Source organism: Streptococcus sp. VTCC 12886, assembly GCF_049893425.1.
Classification (GTDB): domain Bacteria; phylum Bacillota; class Bacilli; order Lactobacillales; family Streptococcaceae; genus Streptococcus; species Streptococcus suis_AA.
In genome coordinates this window covers 23,771-38,758 of record NZ_JBMVJB010000011.1, presented here as the reverse complement: position 1 = coordinate 38,758, position 14,988 = coordinate 23,771, and the positions used below count along the sequence as shown (strand labels likewise).

Here is a 14,988-nt window from a genome sequence, read left to right as displayed (position 1 = left end):
CCGTACATTCCTCACTCTCTTCCACCTCATATTACCATCCCTCCTGTTTGAGGCTCTCCCAAATGAACCACCATAATTGCACAACAATTGAATTAAAGTCAGCCAATGATTTTTCTGTGAGAATATACCTACTTGTGATATAATATTAGTAACAATCTATGCAAGGAGAGGTCATGGAAAAACAAAAAATTGCCGTTCTTGGTCCTGGATCATGGGGAACAGCTCTCTCTCAAGTCTTAAACGATAATGGACATGAGGTACGTATTTGGGGAAATATTTCCGAACAAATTGATGAAATCAATAAAAAACATACGAATACTCGATATTTTAAAAATATTGTTCTAGATGAAAAAATTAAGGCATACAAAGACCTATCAGAGACTCTTGACGGAGTTGATGCTGTTCTTTTTGTTGTCCCAACCAAGGTAACTCGACTGGTGGCGAAACAAGTTGCGCAAGTGCTCAAACACAAAGTCGTTATCATGCATGCCTCTAAAGGATTGGAACCTGATAGTCACAAACGTTTGTCTGAGGTTTTAGAAGAAGAAATTCCAGCACAACTTCGTTCCGAAATCGTAGTTGTATCAGGTCCTAGCCATGCAGAAGAAACAATCGTTCGTGATTTAACACTGATTTCTGCCGCATCAAAAGATATGAAGGTAGCAACCTACGTTCAAAACCTATTTAGTAATCGTTACTTCCGCCTTTATACTAATAATGATGTCATTGGTGTAGAAACAGCAGGTGCTCTGAAAAACATTATCGCAGTTGGTGCGGGTGCCTTACATGGTTTGGGCTATGGAGACAATGCCAAGGCAGCCATTATCGCCCGTGGTTTAACTGAAATCACACGTCTTGGCGTTGCTATGGGGGCTAATCCTTTAACTTATAGTGGCCTTTCTGGTGTCGGTGATTTAATTGTTACCGGTACATCTGTCCATTCACGTAACTGGAGAGCCGGTGACCAGCTCGGTCGTGGCGAAAAACTGGAGGACGTTGAGCGCAATATGGGGATGGTTATCGAAGGAATTTCGACAACCAAAGCTGCCTATGAATTAGCACAAGAACTAGGTGTCTATATGCCAATAACTCAAGCGATCTACAAGGTCATCTACCAAGGAGCTAATATTGAGGATGCCATTAAGGAAATCATGACCGGTGAGTTCCGCCATGAAAATGAATGGCACTAATTCTTTTAGTTGAAAATAATTGCACAAAGGAATATATGAACTATGAAAAAAGTTAGAAAAGCAGTCATCCCTGCTGCAGGATTGGGAACACGTTTCCTTCCAGCAACAAAAGCACTCGCCAAAGAAATGCTACCGATTGTGGACAAACCTACTATTCAATTTATCGTTGAAGAAGCACTTCGTTCTGGTATTGAAGATATCTTAGTTGTAACTGGTAAATCAAAACGTTCTATCGAGGATCATTTCGATTCAAATTTTGAATTGGAATTCAACCTTAAAGAAAAAGGTAAGAATGATTTGTTGAAACTTGTTGATGAAACAACAGGGATTCGTCTCCACTTCATTCGTCAAAGCCACCCACGTGGACTCGGAGATGCAGTTCTTCAAGCCAAAGCATTTGTAGGGAACGAACCATTTGTCGTTATGCTGGGTGATGACGTAATGGACATCACAGATACAAAAGCTGTACCATTGACCAAGCAATTGATGAACGACTACGAACAAATACATGCTTCAACGATTGCTGTTATGCGTGTCCCTCATGAAGAAGTTTCTGCCTACGGTGTCATTGCCCCTCAAGGAGAAGGCATCAATGGTCTATACAGCGTAGATACATTTGTGGAAAAACCAAAACCTGAAGATGCTCCTTCTGATCTTGCTATCATCGGTCGTTACTTACTTACACCTGAAATTTTTGGAATTTTAGAAAACCAAAAACCAGGTGCAGGTAATGAGATTCAACTGACTGATGCCATTGATACACTAAACAAAACGCAACGTGTATTTGCCCGCGAATTTAAAGGTAACCGATACGATGTTGGTGACAAGTTCGGTTTCATCAAAACAACTATCGATTATGCTTTGCAACATCCTCAGGTTAAAGATGACTTGAAACAATACCTCATTGAATTAGGTAAACAGTTAGATAAACCAAAAAAATAACGTCAAATTCCAAATAGTCAACACTATTGGATTGCAAAGGTGGTAGCCAACTTCGTGCTACCCTTTTTTAATGAATAGAAACGGAAGGATTCTCCCAATGAATGACACTGTTTCCAGAAACACAACCATGTCCATTGTTGCCACCGCTCTGCTAGGATTTTCAGGTATTCTTTCAGAAACGAGTATGAATGTGACATTCCTACCAAACAAAAAGTTTATCACTTGCCACTGTCAAGTCTCCAATGGATTACAACCATCTACCTTTTAGCTGTTGCAATATCAATGACTGTCAGTGCTACTTTGCAGCAAAATGTTAAAGAAAAAACTATTTTAAATGCCTCTCTCATTCTGTTCACATCGGACACAATCTTGGCATTTGCAACCCCTAGCTTCTCCATCATGATCGTAGGACGCGCCTTACAAGGATTAGGAACTGGGATTGGAATGGCATTGATGTTCATTCTCATTTTAGACCGAATTCCTCCTCAAAAAATTGGAACCTATATGGGGATCGGCGGTCTGATTATGAGTTTAGCACCTGCTTTCGGCCCTACCTATGGCGGTTTTATGATTGCACGCCTTCCCTGGCAATAGATTTTCATCTTTATCCTACCCGTCCCTCTTATCTGTTTTGTTCTAAACCATCTCTACATAGAAAATAGCCAAAAAAGTGAGAAACGTCCTTTTGATATTTCGTCCTTCATACTGTTAGCTCTTGCGCTAATTACGTCGCTTCTAGCAATTACAAGTCTAGAAGAAGGTAAAATAAATTGGATATATTTAACTGTATTCATCCTTAGCTTGGCCGCATTTATCCATCGAAGTCTGACTATCCCTAAACCATTTCTTGATATTCGTGTCTTGAAAGTACCAACCGTTTGGCTTGGTTTAATTCCCTTCTTTATTTATCAATTTGCTAATTTAGGTTCAAACTTTATTATCCCAAACTTTTTAATTGTAGCGAAGGGGCAAGTTCCACTCTAGCAGGATTCTCATTACTGCCAGGTACTCTTTTGGGAGCCATCCTAGCCCCTGTTTTTGGCACATTCTATGATTTAAAAGGACCAAAACCTTCACTATATATTGGGAATACATTATTTACCATAGCTCTTTCTATCATGGCCTTATTCACTGTAACATTGACACTCTTCAGTTTGGCAGCAACCTATATTGTATTCACCTTTGGAAGAAACATGGCATTTAACAATACCCTGGCCGTTTCAGTATCCACATTCCCTCAAGAAAAGAAAGCAGATGCCACAGCTATTTTTCAAATGATGCAACAATTTGCAGGTGCTTTAGGAACAGCTATTGCTTCTGTCCTTGCAAATAGTAGCCAAAATTTGACCGAAGGAGTCCAACGTGTCTTCTCTCTACAGCTATTCTTAGTCGTCATTATCTACTTCTTCTTCATTAATCTATTCCAACAGCTCAGCAAAAATTCCTGAAAAAGATTGGATAGTTACAATTCTTTATCTTCAAATGAAAAAGCCGTCAGAAAACAATTCTAACGACTTCTCTTAAAAACTAGCATCCGCTAGTTTTTTTTACATGAAATAGAATATGCCCAGTAGCAAAGCAAACAAACCCAAATAACCAATGAAACTGTAAAAAACCTGTCTCCCAGTAAATAAATTTTTCTCTGTAAGCGGCGGTAAAAAAATAACGACTAAACAACCACCAATCGCTCCTCCAATATGTCCCGCCATGCTAATGGATGGGGTAAAAAGGCCTAATGCCAAGTTCAGTCCTAGAAGAAGCATGTAACGTTGGCCAAGAACTTGTAAATAAGGGCTACGACTAAATTTTCTCAAAAGGGCCATGGCTGCAAATAAGCCAAAGAGCGAGGTCGACGCACCTGCGCCAACCACATCTGGTGTAAAGAAGAGAACAAAAAGGTTCCCCATAATACCAGATAATAGATAGAGAAGAAAGAACCTCCGGGACCCAAAAAGCCCTTCTAATTGATAACCTAAACCAAGTAAAGTAATACCATTGAATAGAAAATGCTCCCAACCAATGTGGACAAAAACAGGTGAAACCAAGCGCCACAACTGAGTCGGATCATAACGCACTACTTCACCATACATACCACCGAATTCAAAAATCGTATAGGCTGTAGTGGTCTGACCAAAGCGAAATATTTGTATAAATAGAAAAACAAGAGCCGTAACTGCCAACAAGCCATTGGTCACAGGGTAGCGCTTATCAAAAAGATTCTTCAAAAATCAACAACTCCTTTACTGGGATATCAAATGTCTGGTGTTCAAAATCATATAACTGGAAAGAGCCCAAGGTCGATACCGTCTCCCCCTGATAATCTGACAAGTAGCGGTCATAAAACCCTGCCCCATAGCCAACCCGAAACCCTACTTGATTCCATGCCAATCCAGGGACATGAATCCAGTTAATCACAGACTTATCCACAGATTGTGAATAAGTCCCAGGTTCCCAAACTCCAAACCTTGTTTTAACCAAATCATCAGGATTATATTCTACAAAATCCATGCGTCCTTGTGAATAGGTTTTAGGAATGAAAATGTATTTTCCATCCTTTTGAGCCTGTTCAATCAAGTAACTAGTATCGAACTCATGTCCCATAGAAAGGTAGGTCCCAAGCGACTTTGAGCACTTATAGGTGTCAGAGGAAAGGAGCCTTTCTGTTAGTTGCTGACTCCATCTTGCTCGTTGACTACTCGTTAGTCCTTGCAAAGTCCCTAGCACTTCTTTCCGAATTTCTTTTTTATCCACAGAAACTCCTTTTCTTTCAGAAAAAGACTGGAAAACCCAGTCTAATTTGCTTTCGTTTTCAAAAAATCGCTCAACTTATCCACAGCAAAGGGAAGCACTTCCTCTTTGGGACTGAGACGAGGATTGTGAAGGGGATAAGGCGTATCCACACCCAGCCAGAACATAACACCTGGAACCTTGTTGAGCAGGTAGCCAAAGTCTTCACCCGTCATGGCAGGTGGACAGTCAATCATTTCCACACCATCAACCTGTTCAAAATAAGTCATTAGTTCATCCGCCAACTGAGGATTGTTCTCCACAGGCAGATAACCGCTAGGATTAAGTTCGATCTCCAAGTCTACTCCAAAGGACAGAGCAATTCCTTCTGCTATTTCACGCACTCGTTTTTGCACCAAGAGGCTCATACTCTGGGTCAAGGCCCGAATGGTGCCATGCAAAAAGGCTGTTTCGGTAATAACGTTGTTGGTCGTTCCCGCGTGCATGGAGCCAAAGGTCACCACAGCCCCCTCGATTGGGTCGACATTTCGACTCACCACTGACTGAACCTGGGTCACAAAGTAGCTGGCTGCCACCAAGGCGTCATTGGCGGTATGGGGAAATGCTGCGTGACCACCCTTTCCTGTAAACCGTATCTTGACTTCACAGGTCCCAGCAAAGAGGGTCGCACGGTTGGTGGCCATTTGACCGACTTTGAGGTCTGGTCGGACATGGAGCCCATAAAATTCATCTGGCAACCAATCCCCAAAAGCTCCCGCTTCATACATCAGCATGCCACCTGCTAGATTTTCCTCTGCAGGCTGAAACAAGAAGAGTAGGTTATTTTTCGGTTGCTGCTCTGCCATTTTCTCCAAAAGCCCCAAGGCAATGGTCATGTGGAAATCATGTCCGCAGGCGTGCATCCGGTCTGGTTGGAGGGACTTGAAGTCCAGGCCCGTTTCCTCCACAATTGGCAGACCGTCAATATCCGTCCGCCAACCAATCGTTTTTTGAGGAGCAGATCCTGTCAGATAAACCAAGATACCCGTCTCCCACGTGCGAACTTGGGAAAAAGAGCAGTCTTGAAGCAACCCCTCTATAGTTTCCATAAGAAAGGCATGGGTCTTGAACTCCTCCATACCCACCTCTGGAATCTGGTGGAGGGCCCGCCGTGTTGCAATTAAATCTAGCATAGCTACCTCTTAGAGTATCCGCAAAGCCTCTTCCAAGGCTGTTTTTTGTTGAGTTTGGGCATCAATTTCCTTGATGATGCGGGCTGGTACACCTGCAACCACAACGTTTTCAGGTACATCTTGGGTCACAATGGCACCCGCTGCGACAACAGAGCCACTACCGATTTGCACACCTTCGATAACAACAGCATTGGCACCAACCAAGACATTGTCACCAACACGAACTGGATCTGCAGAAGCTGGCTCGATGACACCAGCAAGGACCGCACCTGCACCGATGTGGCTGTTCTTACCAACCGTTGCACGGCCACCGAGAATAGCACCCATATCAATCATAGTTCCTGGACCGATTTCTGCACCGATGTTGATAATGGCACCCATCATGATAACGGCATTATCGCCAATCGTCACTTGGTCGCGAATAATTGCACCTGGTTCAATACGAGCATTGATGTTCCGTTTGTCCAACAAGGGCACAGCTGAATTGCGGCCGTCTTGCTCAACCACGTAGTCTACATTTTCAGTCAAGTTTGTCAAAAGTGGCTCGACGTCTTTCCAGTCACCGAAGAGGACATTGCCAAGTTTTGTCACTTCTGCAGGAACAGGACCAGCCAATTCCCCTTCAAAAGTTACTTTCACAGTTGTTTTTTTCACCGCATTAGCGATAAAGGCAATGATTTCTTGTGCAGTCATTTTTTGTGCAGTCATAATGATTCCAATCTAAAAATAATATTTTTTCTATTATATCAAAATTTTCAGAAAATTTTGGTAAATTTTGTTTTCTTAATCACTCTTATGTTTCCTTGGATATATAGCACCTATAATATTATCTTTTACCAGACCAGTGTCATCCAGTACAATTCCATGGAGAACTCCGCCGTAAACAGCTCCACCATCAATCCCAATTTTACCATCTGGGCTAGTCCAAATTTGACTAATGCGAAGTTGAGTTTGAAAGAGGTTATACACAGGTGTATGTCCAAAGACAATCATTTTTCCTGTGGTATTTTCAGCCTCATGGAAAGGGGTGCGTAACCAAACCTTATCATGATTACTAGTTTTTCGCCAATCAGGCAAGGTCAGATCCACACCCGCATGAACGAAAATATAGTGCTCGGTTTCTACATGGTAAGGGCATGTTTTGACAAAGTTGATCAATTCTTCGTATTGTTCCATCACCGCATTGGCATCTATTAAGCCATCCACAGGTGTATCCAAGGGACGCCCAAGAAGAGAATTAATGGTCGTATCGCCACCATTCCTCCGGTAATGATCATAGCGTTCCAAGGGATCCCGCAACCAAGCTAAAAACATACGTTCATGGTTACCTGTCAGACAGATGGCTCCCTTTTCGCGAACCAACTGCCAAACCAGTTCTAAGCAGGCCTTTGAATTTTCTCCACGGTCAATCAAATCTCCCAGAAAAATTAGCGTTTGTCGCTCTTCATCCCATTTCTTTAAAATATCTAGTAGGAGCTCAAACTCTCCATGGACATCACCCACTACAAAAAATTCATTTTTCATAGACTCTATTCTACCACATTTAATAAGTAAAGAAAAACTGACCGTTTCCGATCAGTTCGGTTTTCTTACAAACGTGCGTTTAATTCTGCACCAAGTTCTTCAAATCCTGGTTTACCAAGAAGAGCAAACATATTTTTCTTGTAGGCTTCTACACCTGGTTGGTCAAATGGGTTGATAGCATTGAGGTAACCAGAGATAGCAATAGCCAATTCAAAGAAGTAGAAGGTGTAACCAAGTGTGAACTCATCTTGTTGTGGAAGAGTCACAAACATGTTTGGTACGCCACCATCTGTGTGAGCAAGAAGCACACCATCCGTTGCTTTTTTGTTTACAAAGTCAACGTCTTTTCCTTGCAAGTAGCCAAGACCATCAAGGTCTTCTTCCATTTCAGGGATAAGAATATTTTTTCTAGGTTTGTCAACACGAACAACTGTTTCAAAGATGTTGCGGTTTCCTTCTTGGATAAATTGTCCAAGAGAGTGCAAGTCTGTTGAGAAGTTAGCAGATGTTGGATTGATACCTTTTTGATCCTTACCTTCTGATTCACCAGCCAACTGTTTCCACCATTCACTGAAGTATTGAAGCGATGGTTCGTAGTTAGCTAAGATTTCTGTTACATAACCTTTTCTGTAAAGAATGTTACGCACTGCAGCATATTGGTATGCTTGGTTTTCAGCAATTTTATCAGATGTAAATGTCGTACGGGCAGCATTTGCACCTTCCATAAGAGCATCAATATCTGCACCAGATGCTGCGATTGGCAAAAGTCCAACTGCTGTCAATACTGAGAAGCGTCCACCGACGTTATCTGGAACAACAAAAGTTTCCCAACCATTTGCATCTGCTTCCACTTTTACAGCACCTTTGGCTTTATCTGTTGTAGCATAGATACGGTTATTAGCTTCTTCTTGACCGTATTTTTTCACAAGCAATTCTTTAAAGACACGGAAAGCAATCGCAGGCTCTGTTGTTGTACCTGATTTAGAAATCACGTTAACAGAGAAATCTTTATCCGCCACGTAGTCAACCAAGTCAGCAAGGTAGCTTGATGAGATAGAATTTCCAGCGTAAAGGATTTGTGGCGCTTTGCGTTCTTCACGAGTTTGCAAATTATCAAAAGAATTGCTTAAAAAGTCAATCGCTGCTTTGGCACCAAGGTATGAACCACCGATACCAATAACCACCAAAACTTCACTTTCATTTTGGATCTTAGTTGCTGCTTTCTTGATACGAGCAAATTCTTCTTTGTCATAGTTTTCTGGCAAATCCAACCAGCCAATAAAGTCGCTATCAGGACCTGTACCTTGACGAAGCATTTGGTCAGCCAATGTAACCTGTGGTTGCATATAGTCAACTTCTTGTGCACCAACAAATTGGCCTAAGACTTTTGAATAATCAAATGTAATATGTGTCATGTTTTTCCTCCATTTGTATACCATAATATGATAACGCTTTATCAGGTATTTTTCAAGGAATTTATCAATTTTCATTCATTTTCATGAAATGGTTTGCGTAATTTTGGGTTTTCTTAAAAATTCTATGAAATTTTCGCGTTTACAATAATCCTCTAGGGTCTCTCCAGCGTGTGTTACAGTAATCCAGTAGGGAAATAGCTTAGCTAGCATATACAGTGGAATCAAAGCGATGTACCAAATAAACATAACCTCAAAGATAAAGCGTTGGTTGTTTCCTCTAGAAATATAGCGTTGCCGATATTCCTCTTTTAAAAACGGATGTGGAATGAAAATATGAAACAAGACCCCACCACGTACTATCATTGCAACTAGCATTCTGGCTAAAAAATTCAGTGCTACTAAAACAACTTTTCCATCCTCGTGGAGACTAAATGCTTTATCCACATAGATTGTTTTATAGCGCTTATCCTTTAAAGGACGCTTCGTTGATTTTCGTTCTTCCTTACTCAAATGCTGTACACTACTATTATCGTATTTTATATCGGACATCTCTAAGTCCACCACTCTGCTATATTTCTTAGCAAGAGTTGTTTTCCCCATACCTGGAAAGGCAAATACAAACATAGACTTTCCTCCTTCTTTTTCAATAGAATAGCAGAGCAGTCCAAAAGTTTTCTTAATAATATTCGAAAAACAGAGCCGTCTGTTATTAATTCAAACACAACATGTTATGTGACCATGAAAAAGAATTCGAACAATAAGGGCCAAAGAATACTTCAAACCGCCTACCCCCTGACAGTACCTGACTTTTATTCTTTTTGTTATGGGTTGGGTTATTGTAGCTTGGCCACTTTCGTACGTGGTTTGATTTGACTGCCCCTATTTTGCCCCTATTTCTAAAAATAAGCCAAAGAAAACCCTCCAAAAGCTTGATTTCAAAGGGTTTTTAGACTATACGCAAAAAGAGCACACACTCGAATTCGCTTAGGGCTGCTGGATTCCTCCCCTGACCCGCTTCACGCACGAATGTTGCTCCGAATATTATTATAACACAATTTGACTAGAATGCAAGTGGAGAGTCGATTAGGATTGATCCACTTGGGATTTAGTAGCCAGCTTATCAGCTTTTTGCTTCTCCCTACGTTGTCTGAAAAAAGCTTGCATGATTTGGGCACACTCCTCTTCCAATATTCCCTTTTCCACCTCTACTCGATGATTCAGACGGACGTCCGCTAAAATATCATAAAGACTCCCAGCAGCACCAAACTTTTGATTGGTTGCTCCATAAATCACCCTTGGAATGCGTGCGAGACCAATAGCCCCACTACACATGACACAGGGTTCAATTGTCACAAAAAGTGTGGTCCCAAGCAACCTCCAATTCCCCTCAACACGATTAGCCTCTTGAATCGCCATAACTTCAGCATGCATAATCGCCTGATTCAGCTCTTCACGAGCATTGTGGCCTCTACCAATAATCTGCCCTTCCTTCACAATAACGCAACCGATTGGGATTTCATCTTTTTCAAGGGATTTTCGTGCCTCTTCTAAGGCTTGTCTCATAAAATATTCTTTTTCTTCGTCTGTATAGTGCATAGGTCTATTATATCAGAAAATCCGAAACGAACTCTTTCGCTAATGGAAATTTCGAAAAAGAAATAAAGATACTTGAGAATAAGTAACCATACTTTAGCGAGATACCCTCTCCAACTTTGAAGAATCGAATTGATGGCTAAGCCAGTAACCTCATATACTCAGATGATGATTTAAGTTCTTAAAAGTGACGCAAATTATCTTCCGACTTAAAGCTACAAAATCAAATCGAACTCCTTCTCTTTTTCCCATCCAATGCAAGAAATCAATTACTCTAGGTACAATAATTTCTATTTTATTGCATATTGGATTCGTTAGCATCTGAAATTTTAGGTGTGCCAAATAAATAATTTAAACATTGTTAACAAATTGATTTTTTTCTGTTATAATATCTTTCATCAGAAAGAAGTAACATTATGAAAAAAACAAAAATATCGCTTAGTGAAGTAAATCAAAGTATTGCTGTTCCAAAAAATGGTGGTTTTTTTCAAGACTCTAAAGGCATTTTTAGGACCTGGAGCACTAGTAGCTGTTGGTTATATGGATCCAGGAAACTGGTTTACTAGTGTTATAGGTGGTGCCAGTTATAAATACCTTTTATTATCTGTTATCTTGATATCTTCTCTTATTGCCATGCAACTGCAACAAATGGCCGGAAAGTTAGGTATTGTTACTCGCCAAGATTTAGCCCAAATGACAGCAACACATTTACCTAGTTGGCTACGCTATCTGCTGTTTATTGTCATAGAATTAGCCTTAATGGCGACTGATTTGGCTGAGGTTATTGGTTCTGGTATTGCTCTTCATTTACTCTTTGGCTGGCCATTACTGTTCTCCATTCTCATTACCATACTGGATGTCTTCTTACTCTTGTCACTGATGAAATTGGGTTTTCGAAAAATAGAAGCCGTGGTAACAACCTTAATTTTAACTATTTTAGGTATTTTCATTTATCTAGTAGCATTGTCCAAACCTAGTTTTTCAGGGATTCTACACGGATATCTTCCTCATCTCTCTATATTCAACCTTCATCAAACTACTACTAATAGCCAACTAACTCTAGCTCTCGGTATCATTGGCGCTACAGTCATGCCACACAATCTCTATCTGCACTCGTCCATTTCACAGACACGGAAAGTAAATTATGAAGATAATAAGTCAATCTCTGAAGCGGTACGCTTTATGAGTTGGGATTCAAACTTACAACTAAGCCTAGCATTTTTTGTCAATTCTTTACTTCTCATTCTTGGAGCCACACTATTTTATGGACACTCTAGTGATATCAGTGCTTTTTCACAAATGTATAATGCACTCAATGACTCCTCAGTTGCAGGGAGTATTGCTAGCGGCTTCTTATCAACTTTATTTGCAGTCGCTTTATTGGCTAGTGGCCAGAATTCAACCATCACAGGAACACTGACTGGACAGATTGTCACAGAAGGCTTTCTTAACCTCAAACTCCCACAATGGAGTATCCGATTAACAACTCGACTCTTAGCCTTATTACCAGTAGTCATTGCAGCTGTATTTTACGGGGATAAAGAAGCCGTTCTAGATCAACTAATTGTCTATTCACAAGTATTCCTCTCACTTGCTCTGCCATTTTCTATCTTTCCACTTGTTTACTTTACGTCTAACCCTAAAATAATGGGAAATATGGTTAATGCCCGTTGGAACACTCTTTTCGGCTACCTTGTGGCTTTCATATTAACCTTACTCAACTTCAAACTTATCTATGACGTTCTGTAGAATATTTTATTTCCCTATTTATTTTTTAAACCAAAAGGCAACTACAATTAAAATGCTAAACACAAACGCAGGATGATATCTCTCCATTAGAATAATCATTGTGCGTTTTTTTTGATTATCATACTCAAGGAAAATCAAAAGTAGCCTAGTTTCAACTATCTAGGAGATAGTTGGAGCTAGAAATATTGCGAACTGTGTTCGCGTCATTAAGCCGAAGATAGAACTCTATTACTACCTCATTTCAAGGTTACAGGCTGGGAGCTTTTCATTCATAAAGGCTCTTGACAACGGATAATGTTGATTTTCGAAGAGTATCAATGTTCAAAATCGCACAGTATTGTCCATAACAATTGAAACGAACTTGAAAAACAGCCCCGAAAGGCTGTTTCTGACTTTATTACAATTCGCCAACCAATTTCACTACGTTTTCTACTGTGAAGCCGTAGTTGTCAATAACTGTTTGTGCTGGAGCTGATGCACCGAACCTGTCGATACCAAGGACTTTACCATCAAGACCGACATACTTGTACCAACTTTGAGTTGCACCCATTTCAATGGCCAAGCGACGACGGATGGTATTTGGAAGAATTTCTTCCTTATAAGCTGCATCTTGTGCATCGAAGAGCTCAGTAGATGGCACAGAAACCACACGAACCTTAGTGCCTGCTGCTTCTAGTTCTTTGGCAGCTTTTACAGCCAAGTTCACTTCTGAACCAGATGCAAGAAGGATGGTATCAAAGCCTGCTGCTTCATAGACCACATAAGCACCTTTGGCAACCTTGTCAAAGGCTGTTCCTTCTTCAACTGTCAAGTTTTGACGAGTGAGAACAAGGGCTGATGGTGTTGATTTGCTGGTCAATGACAAGTACCAAGCCGCCTGTGTTTCACGCGCATCTGCTGGGCGGAAGACATTGAGGTTTGGCATGGCACGAAGTCCTGCCAAGTGCTCGATTGGCTCGTGAGTTGGGCCATCTTCACCAACTGCAATTGAGTCATGCGTGAAGACATAAGTCACAGGAAGACCTTGAAGGGCTGACAAACGAACTGCTGCTTTCACATAGTCTGAGAAGACGAAGAAGGTCCCACCGAAAACGCGAAGCCCACCGTGTGCTGCCATACCATTCAAGATAGTACCCATAGCAAATTCACGCACACCGAATTGGATATTACGATTCAGAGGATTAGCAGAGTCTTGAAGTCCTTCCCCCTTAATGACAGTCATATTTGAGTGTGCCAAGTCAGCTGAACCACCAAAGAAATTTGGTAATACAGCCGCTGCTGCATTTATCGCATCTTGTGATGAATTACGAGTTGCTTGTGAGAAACCATTTTCATAGACAGGAAAATCAGATTCTGTCAACTCAGCCAATTCACGACCTTCCAAGATAGCTGTTACTTCTGCAGCCAATTCTGGATGTGCTACTTTGTAGTCTTCCACCAATTTCACCCAAGTATCATACGCAGCTACTCCACGGTCAGCTACATTAGCTTTGAAATCCGCATAGACCTCAGCTGGAATTTCAAACGGAGCATAGTTCCAATCAAGTGCCTTACGAGTTGCTTCTGCCTCTTCTGGACCAAGAGGAGCACCGTGAGCCGCATTGCTTCCAGCTTTATTTGGCGAACCATAACCAATAACTGTCTTGATTTCGATAAGTGATGGTTTACCAGCAGCTTTTGCTTTTTCAATAGCCGCAAAGATGGCATCTACATCTGTACCATCTGTTACGAGGTCTGTATGCCAACCATATGCATCGTAACGTGCACGAACACTTTCTGTAAAGGCATCCTTCGTTTCACCATCCAAGTTGATGTCATTTGAATCATAGAGAACGATGAGTTTTTCTAATTTTTGGAGTCCAGCATAAGAAGCAGCCTCTGAGGAAACACCTTCCATCAAGTCCCCATCACCGCAAATCACATAAGTATAGTGATCAAAGATTGGGAAGCCATCGCGGTTATATTTAGCAGCGAGATAACGTTCTGCTTGAGCAAAACCAACTGCTGAAGCAATCCCTTGCCCCAAAGGACCAGTTGTAGCATCTACACCGGCTGTGTGACCAAATTCCGGGTGACCAGGTGTTTTAGAGCCCCATTGACGGAAATTCTTGATCTCGTCCATTGTGACATCTTCAAATCCTGACAAATGAAGGAGGCCATAAAGAAGCATGGAGCCATGTCCTGCTGACAAGATAAATCGGTCGCGATTGATCCAGTTAGGTTGTGCTGGGTTGATATGAAGTTCTTTTGTAAACAAGCTATAGGCCATAGGAGCTGCACCCATAACGATTCCTGGGTGGCCTGATTTTGATTTTTCAATGGCATCAATACCAAGGAAACGGATGGCGTTAACTGAAAGATTTGACATGTTTTTCTCCTTTTATAAAGTCATGTTTTCATTATACCATAAAGCGTTTTCTATGTCTGTCAGAATATTCTTGTTTCTATATGACGAAATTTTTTTGAGAGGAGCGGAATCAATAAATGTATGAAACAAATTACAATTTTTGAGATCTAAAATCCAAGTAAATTCTTCAATAAAAAAACGCATAAAATCAGTATGTCACTTGAACCTTTGATTCTATGCGTTTTATAATGTGGTCTATCTCAATAATTTTGCTACATTTTGAACTTTTCCCAAAAACTGTAAAAACT

The 14,988-nt window shown here is 40.9% G+C and carries 11 protein-coding genes, 1 other RNA gene and 2 pseudogenes; 4 read left to right on the top strand and 10 right to left on the bottom strand.

The annotated features are described in order from the left end of the window. Positions 1-173: 173 nt before the first annotated feature. The 3 genes and pseudogenes from ACPC57_RS04835 to ACPC57_RS04825 all read left to right on the top strand — a co-directional run bounded on the left by ACPC57_RS04835 (position 174) and on the right by ACPC57_RS04825 (position 3,580). Positions 174-1,190 (top strand): NAD(P)H-dependent glycerol-3-phosphate dehydrogenase, encoded by a 1,017-nt coding sequence (locus ACPC57_RS04835; protein WP_434066421.1) that lies wholly within the window; start codon positions 174-176, stop codon positions 1,188-1,190. 42 nt (positions 1,191-1,232) lie between these two features. Continuing rightward, positions 1,233-2,132 (top strand): UTP--glucose-1-phosphate uridylyltransferase GalU, encoded by a 900-nt coding sequence (gene galU / locus ACPC57_RS04830; RefSeq protein ID WP_130554229.1) that lies wholly within the window; start codon positions 1,233-1,235, stop codon positions 2,130-2,132. Positions 2,133-2,229: 97 nt separating this feature from the next. Then, a pseudogene (locus ACPC57_RS04825) lies at positions 2,230-3,580 on the top strand (MFS transporter). A gap of 99 nt (positions 3,581-3,679) precedes the next feature. Here ACPC57_RS04825 and ACPC57_RS04820 read toward each other — a convergent pair. The 9 genes from ACPC57_RS04820 to tadA all read right to left on the bottom strand — a co-directional run bounded on the left by ACPC57_RS04820 (position 3,680) and on the right by tadA (position 10,587). Continuing rightward, on the bottom strand, positions 3,680-4,357 hold the full coding sequence (locus ACPC57_RS04820) for a rhomboid family intramembrane serine protease (protein WP_217374521.1): 678 nt from the start codon (positions 4,355-4,357) through the stop codon (positions 3,680-3,682). Beyond that, positions 4,341-4,883 (bottom strand): 5-formyltetrahydrofolate cyclo-ligase, encoded by a 543-nt coding sequence (locus tag ACPC57_RS04815; protein ID WP_434066420.1) that lies wholly within the window; start codon positions 4,881-4,883, stop codon positions 4,341-4,343. Before ACPC57_RS04815 ends, ACPC57_RS04820 begins: the two co-directional genes overlap by 17 nt. A 41-nt stretch (positions 4,884-4,924) precedes the next feature. Then, the gene (locus tag ACPC57_RS04810) at positions 4,925-6,052 is read right to left on the bottom strand and encodes an N-acetyldiaminopimelate deacetylase (RefSeq protein WP_434066419.1); all 1,128 of its coding nucleotides are present in this window, start codon (positions 6,050-6,052) and stop codon (positions 4,925-4,927) included. A 9-nt stretch (positions 6,053-6,061) separates the two neighbouring features. Next, entirely contained in the window at positions 6,062-6,760 is a 699-nt protein-coding gene (gene dapD / locus ACPC57_RS04805; RefSeq protein ID WP_434066418.1) for a 2,3,4,5-tetrahydropyridine-2,6-dicarboxylate N-acetyltransferase, read from the bottom strand. Between the two features lie 75 nt (positions 6,761-6,835). Next, on the bottom strand, positions 6,836-7,576 hold the full coding sequence (locus tag ACPC57_RS04800; RefSeq protein ID WP_434066417.1) for a metallophosphoesterase: 741 nt from the start codon (positions 7,574-7,576) through the stop codon (positions 6,836-6,838). A 65-nt stretch (positions 7,577-7,641) separates the two neighbouring features. After that, a complete protein-coding gene (locus tag ACPC57_RS04795; RefSeq protein WP_434066416.1) occupies positions 7,642-8,991 on the bottom strand; it encodes a glucose-6-phosphate isomerase in 1,350 nt (449 codons plus the stop codon). 81 nt (positions 8,992-9,072) lie between these two features. Continuing rightward, positions 9,073-9,615 carry a hypothetical protein gene (locus ACPC57_RS04790; protein WP_434066415.1) on the bottom strand — a complete coding sequence of 181 codons (543 nt, stop codon included), beginning with the start codon at positions 9,613-9,615 and terminating at the stop codon, positions 9,073-9,075. 324 nt (positions 9,616-9,939) lie between these two features. After that, an RNA gene (gene ffs, locus ACPC57_RS04785) (signal recognition particle sRNA small type) lies at positions 9,940-10,035 on the bottom strand. A gap of 39 nt (positions 10,036-10,074) precedes the next feature. Further along, the gene (gene tadA, locus ACPC57_RS04780) at positions 10,075-10,587 is read right to left on the bottom strand and encodes a tRNA adenosine(34) deaminase TadA (protein WP_434066414.1); all 513 of its coding nucleotides are present in this window, start codon (positions 10,585-10,587) and stop codon (positions 10,075-10,077) included. 413 nt (positions 10,588-11,000) lie between these two features. Here tadA and ACPC57_RS04775 point away from each other — a divergent pair. After that, positions 11,001-12,333 (top strand): annotated as a pseudogene (locus ACPC57_RS04775) (Nramp family divalent metal transporter). Between the two features lie 397 nt (positions 12,334-12,730). Here ACPC57_RS04775 and tkt read toward each other — a convergent pair. After that, on the bottom strand, positions 12,731-14,701 hold the full coding sequence (gene tkt, locus ACPC57_RS04770) for a transketolase (protein ID WP_434066413.1): 1,971 nt from the start codon (positions 14,699-14,701) through the stop codon (positions 12,731-12,733). Positions 14,702-14,988: the final 287 nt, after the last annotated feature.